This is a genomic window from Mesorhizobium sp. M8A.F.Ca.ET.021.01.1.1 (genome assembly GCF_003998025.1).
Classification (GTDB): Bacteria; Pseudomonadota; Alphaproteobacteria; order Rhizobiales; family Rhizobiaceae; genus Mesorhizobium.
The window spans coordinates 1-5,169 of the sequence record NZ_RZSJ01000458.1 but is presented as its reverse complement, the minus strand read 5'-3'; the positions used below and the strand labels follow the sequence as shown (position 1 = coordinate 5,169).

Genomic DNA, 5,169 nt, shown 5'->3' with positions numbered 1-5,169 from the left:
GCCGAACACCGGCCGCGCCTCTACATCACCAACTCCGCCATTCACAATCCGACGGGGGCGATCCTGTCTCCGGTGACGGCCCATCGTCTGCTCAAACTGGCCGACCAGTCGGGCCTGACCATCGTCGAGGACGACATCTTCGCCGATTTCGAACATGCCCCTGCCCCCAGGCTGGCGGCGTTCGACGGCCTTAGCCGCGTTGTCCAGATCGGCAGTTTCTCCAAGACGCTGTCGGCGTCGGTCCGCTGCGGCTTCATCGCCGCCCCCCGCGACTGGATCGAGGGCCTGGCCGACCTCAAGATCGCCACGACTTTCGGCGGCGGACGGCTGGCGGCCGAACTTGTGCTGACGTTGCTGAAGGACGGCAGCTACCGCAAGCACATGGATTTGCTGCGCGCGCGCCTCTCGCGTGCCATGGGCGAGACCAGCGCCCGGCTGAAGGCGATCGGCATCACGCCCTGGATCGACCAACCGGCCGGGCTGTTCCTGTGGTGCGGCCTGCCGGACCGGGTAGACGCGGCCGACGTCGCCCGCCGCGCGCTCGCCGACAACATCGTTCTGGCACCCGGCAATGCGTTCAGCCTGTCGCAGTCAGCCAGCCGCTTCCTGCGCTTCAACGTTGCCCAATGCGCGGACGAGCGGATTTTCAAGACGCTCGAAACGGCAATGTCTCGCTGATCGGTCAGCGACCCGCACAGACTTCCCGCACGCAGTCCCGCAGCCAGCGTTGCGCCGGATCCGCCTCGAGGCGCGGATGCCAGAGCATCGAGATGGTGACGTCCACGGTAGCGACCGGCGGCGCAAAACTGTGCATGCCGGCACGCGCTCCTGCCGTATGCCGCTCGGGCACGCTGGCGATCAGATCCGAGGCCCGGGCCATGGCAAGTGCCGCCGAAAAACCTGAGACCATGCACACGACCCTCCGCTGCAAGCCAATCATGCCCAGGGCCTCGTCGATCGGTCCCTTCTCGCGGCCGCGTCGCGAGACGCTGATGTGCCGGCCAGCCGCATAGCGCTCGGGCGTCACCTTGCCCTCGGCCAGGGGATGGCCGGCTCGCACGGCACCGATAAAGCGGTCGCGAAACAGGGCCTGGATGCGAACCTCGGGTCCGGTCTCGCCGGCAACGCCGATTTCCAGGTCGATCGCCGCTTCGCGCAGCGACATCGCATCCTTGTCGGACTTCGGTGCGAAACGCAGCCGCACCCCTGGCGCATCGGCCTCGGTGCGGGCGACGAGGCGAGGCCCGAACTCCTCGACGAAGCTTTCGTTGGTGCGCAATGTGAAGATCCGGTCCAGGCTCCGGGGATCAAGCAACTCGGTCGGGCGCAGGAGCACCTCCGCGTCCTGGACGACACGGCCGACCTGTCGCCGCAATTCCTCCGCACGCGGCGTCGCCACCAGGCCGCGCCCGGCGCGCACCAGCAGAGGATCGCCCGTTGCCTCGCGCAGCCGCGCCAGCGTCCGGCTCATCGCCGAGGGGCTGAGCCGCAGCCGGCGCGCCGCGCGCGCCACGCTGCCTTCGGCCAGCAGGACGTCGAGGGCAAAGAGGAGATTGAGATCGGGCGATGTCATGGATCGATCATAGCATATGATATGGCGTCCGATGCACGAATAAGATGCAAATGCTGCGCCTTCCGCCGCATCGGACACAAGACTAGATCTCCGACAGCTCCGGTTCCGGAGCAGACAGAAAGGAGATCGCCTTGGCAGTCGTTGAGCAAAATCGGGAACTGATATCGGCGCCGCGACAGGCCCAGTCCGCTGGCCTGGCGCTGGTGAGCCTGTCGCTCGCCACGCTGCTATCGTCACTGGGAACCAGCATTGCCAGCGTCGGCCTGCCTTCGCTGATGCAAGCCTTCGATGCATCGTTCCAGGCCGTGCAATGGGTGGTTCTCGCCTATCTGCTCGCCATCACCACGCTGATCGTCGGCGCCGGACGGCTGGCCGACATGTTCGGGCGTCGGCCTTTGCTGCTTTGTGGCATCGCGCTGTTCACGCTGGCATCGGTGGTCTGCGGACTGGCACCGACACTCTGGCTGCTGATCGCGGCGCGCGCCGTGCAGGGACTTGGCGCCGCGCTGATGATGGCGCTGACACTGGCCTTCGTCGCGGAAACCGTAAGCAAGGAGCGAACCGGCAGCGCCATGGGCCTGCTCGGCGCCATGTCCGCGATCGGCACGACCCTCGGGCCTTCGCTTGGTGGCTTGTTGATCGCCGGCCTCGGCTGGCGGCCAATCTTTCTTGTCAATGTGCCGCTGGGTCTTCTGACCTTCGCTCTCGCCTGGCGTGCCTTGCCGGCGCGAGGCGGAACAATGGAGGCCGGTCGAGGCACGTTTGACGTCACGGGCACCGCCCTGCTGGCCCTTACCTTGGGCGCCTATGCCCTGGCATTGACGCTTGGCCGAGGCAATTTCGGCGTGCTCAATCTGGGCCTGCTGGTCGCGGCCGGTATCGGCGTCATCGTGTTCGCCATCGCTCAGGCGAAAGCGAAGGCGCCCCTCGTCCAACTCGACCGCTTCCGCGACCCGCGGCTGAGCGCCGGCCTCGCCATGAGTCTCATCGTCGCCACGGTGATGATGGCAACCCTGGTGGTTGCTCCGTTCTACCTGTCGCGCGGGCTGGGATTGAATGCCGCGATGGTTGGAATGGTGCTTTCGACAGGGCCGCTTGTCTCGACCCTGTCGGCGCTGCTGGCCGGCCGGCTGACCGATCGCTTCGGTGCCCACGGGATGATGGTCGCCGGCCTGCTCTGCCTCGTAACGGGAACGTGCCTCCTGTCGCTTGCCCTGACCAGGCTCGGCATTGCCAGCTACGTCGCTCCAATCACCGTCACCTGCTTCGGCTACGCCCTGTTCCAGACCGCCAACAACGCGGCCGTCATGGGCGGTGTAAGTGCAAACGAACGTGGCGTCGTTTCCGGTCTGCTCAACCTGTCGCGCAATCTTGGTCTCATCACTGGCGCATCGCTAATGGGTGCCATATTCGCGATCGCATCGAGTGATGCACAGCAAGGGATCGGGCAGCAGCTCTTGAGTTCCGCGGCGGCGGCCCAAGGCATGCAGATCACCTTCCGGGCAGCCACGGCCCTGGCCCTGGCCGCGCTGGTCCTTGCGGTGCTCTCCGCCCGCGCCGACCGCCGAGCGGAACCCAACCGGCGTTGAACCGCAATCGTTTGACCGCTCGCCTTCGCCGCCCCTCCTTCACGACCTTCATCCTGCCCATGTGGGTGATGGCCATGCGCATCGTCTTTGCCGGAACTGTTACGGCCAATGAAATGACGCGAGGGGCCTGGCGGACCGCCGTTCAGGCCCCTGCCCGTTTGCGGCGTTCGTAAAGCATGACGAGCGTTTCAGCCATCAGCGCCGGCTTTTCCTCGCCTTCGATCTCGACCGTGTTGGCTGCCTTCATCAGATATTGGCCTGGGCCACGGTCTTCCATGGAAAGCAGCGTCGTGCGCAGGCGGATGCGCGCGCCGACCCTGACCGGCGCCAGGAAACGCACCTTGTCGAAACCATAGTTGAAGGCGGCCTGCGTATTCTCGGGCACGATGCCCATTTCGAGGGCCAGCGCGCCGATGATCGACAACGTCAGATAGCCATGCGCGATCGTGGTGCGGAACGGGCTTTGCCGCCGCGCCCGTTCAGGATCGACGTGGATCCATTGATGGTCGCCGGTGCATTCGGCGAACTGGTTGATGCGGTTCTGGTCGACCGTGGTCCATTCCGAGACGCCGAGTTCCTGTCCGGACATCGTTCTCAGCTGTTCGTAGGTTGGCGGCGTTTTAGGCCGTACTTCCGTCATTCCTGCTTTCCCGATCGCTTCCAGAGCTTCCGGACCACGAACCGGCGGCCTCTGTCAATTCGTTCCGCGCAAAACCGTTCCGCCGGATTCGAACACACTCGTGCCATGGCTTGCCACGCAATGGCAGGCCCGAACCGGACTTTTTGACCTTCCAGCTTGCCGGGAGCTTATGCCGTGGCGCTAATGCAACTATGTGCAAGGTTGCGGAATCGCGAACCGGCGTGCCGGATAGAGGGCGAAACGACAGCCGATGGGATTCACTTCTGCCCGTAGCCGGCGCGGACCTCCTCCATCGCCTCCTTGATGCGCGCGCGCAGTATGTCGATCGATTCGGTGCCTGATTTCCTGGCCAGTTCAGCCACTTCACCAGCGTTCTTGAGCGCGGCCTCGAAGGATTTTCTGGCAAACTCCGTCTGCTTGGCCATCAGTTCCTGCGGATTGCCCGGTGCGCGGTAGCTCTGCGCCATGTCGGCGACCTCCCGCAACGTGTCCTGCAGCATTTCGCGCTGCCTTGACATCAGCGAGGTTGCCCCGGCCGCACTGGTCCGTGCCGCCTTCTCCAGTGCCTCGAGGTTCTTGCGATGATGGGCAAGGATCGCCTCGACATCGACGTTGGGCACCTTCAGGTCACGGCCGAATCTGCCGAACATCTCCATGAAGGAATCGGATTCTGCTTGTCTGGCCATGACTGTCTTCTCCCCTTTGCCGCGGTTGCGGACGCCCTCGACGGGAGAATAGCACTCGAACGCCGTGTGTCCATTTCGAACGCACGCCTGGCGATCGATACGGATCAATTGACCGGGAGCAGCAACTCGATCGTATAGAGCACGATGCCAGCCAGCCCGCCGATGATCATGCCGTTGAAGCGGATATATTGCAGGTCCCTGCCGATGTTCATCTCGATCAGGCGTGTCAGTTGCGCCAGGTCCCAGCGCTTGACCTGGTCGGCGATGAATTTCGACACGCCGCTCTTCTGGCTTTCCACGAATGAGGCCAGCGCCACCACGAATCCTTGGTTCATGTCGGCCCGGATCTGGGCATCGCCGGCAAGATGGCGGCCGACTTCGACGAACATGTTGGCGAGATGCTCCCGGACCAGCGAATTCGGCGCCTTGGCATCCTGCTCGATGAACAGGCTGAGGCTCTCCCACATGTCGCCGGCCAGCGCCCTGACTTCGGGTCTGGCGAGAAAATCGCGCTTCATTTTCTCCGCTCGCTTGGCATATTGCTTGGACGTGCGCAGCCGCTCGACGAAACTTTGCGCGAAACGGTCGAATTCGGCGCGCATCGGGTGGTCGGGATCGGCACGCACTTCGTCCAGCAGGGAGCCCGCCGAGGCGACGATCTTCTTCAGGCGGTAGGCATCG

General features: G+C 64.5%; 6 protein-coding genes. 2 read left to right on the top strand and 4 right to left on the bottom strand.

Going from position 1 to position 5,169, the window contains the following annotated elements; translation table 11 throughout:
* A partial coding sequence (locus tag EOA36_RS26975) for a PLP-dependent aminotransferase family protein (protein ID WP_145969327.1) occupies positions 1-678 on the top strand: 678 nt, incomplete at its 5' end.
* Between the two features lie 4 nt (positions 679-682).
* Here EOA36_RS26975 and EOA36_RS26970 read toward each other — a convergent pair.
* The gene (locus EOA36_RS26970) at positions 683-1,573 is read right to left on the bottom strand and encodes a LysR family transcriptional regulator (protein WP_127280150.1); all 891 of its coding nucleotides are present in this window, start codon (positions 1,571-1,573) and stop codon (positions 683-685) included.
* Positions 1,574-1,704: 131 nt separating this feature from the next.
* Between EOA36_RS26970 and EOA36_RS26965 the strand changes: the two genes are divergently transcribed.
* Complete coding sequence (locus tag EOA36_RS26965; protein WP_127280149.1) at positions 1,705-3,162, top strand: MFS transporter; 1,458 nt, start codon at positions 1,705-1,707, stop codon at positions 3,160-3,162.
* A 142-nt stretch (positions 3,163-3,304) separates the two neighbouring features.
* Here the strand turns inward: EOA36_RS26965 and EOA36_RS26960 are convergent, their stop codons facing one another.
* From EOA36_RS26960 to EOA36_RS26950, 3 genes are all read right to left on the bottom strand, one after another.
* Positions 3,305-3,802: a MaoC family dehydratase gene (locus EOA36_RS26960; RefSeq protein WP_127280148.1), complete on the bottom strand. Its 498-nt coding sequence runs from the start codon at positions 3,800-3,802 to the stop codon at positions 3,305-3,307.
* A 257-nt stretch (positions 3,803-4,059) separates the two neighbouring features.
* Positions 4,060-4,488, bottom strand: coding sequence for a phasin family protein (locus EOA36_RS26955; RefSeq protein ID WP_127280147.1), 429 nt, complete (start codon positions 4,486-4,488; stop codon positions 4,060-4,062).
* A gap of 104 nt (positions 4,489-4,592) precedes the next feature.
* The coding region (locus EOA36_RS26950; RefSeq protein WP_127280146.1) for a DUF445 family protein at positions 4,593-5,169 on the bottom strand (577 nt) is incomplete at its 5' end.

What these genes read in the sequence shown, in the direction of transcription:
- EOA36_RS26970 (WP_127280150.1), bottom strand. Translation starts at nt 1,573, where the DNA reads ATGACATCGCCCGATCTCAATCTCCTCTTTGCCCTCGACGTCCTGCTG.
- EOA36_RS26960 (WP_127280148.1), bottom strand. Translation starts at nt 3,802, where the DNA reads ATGACGGAAGTACGGCCTAAAACGCCGCCAACCTACGAACAGCTGAGA.
- EOA36_RS26955 (WP_127280147.1), bottom strand. Translation starts at nt 4,488, where the DNA reads ATGGCCAGACAAGCAGAATCCGATTCCTTCATGGAGATGTTCGGCAGA.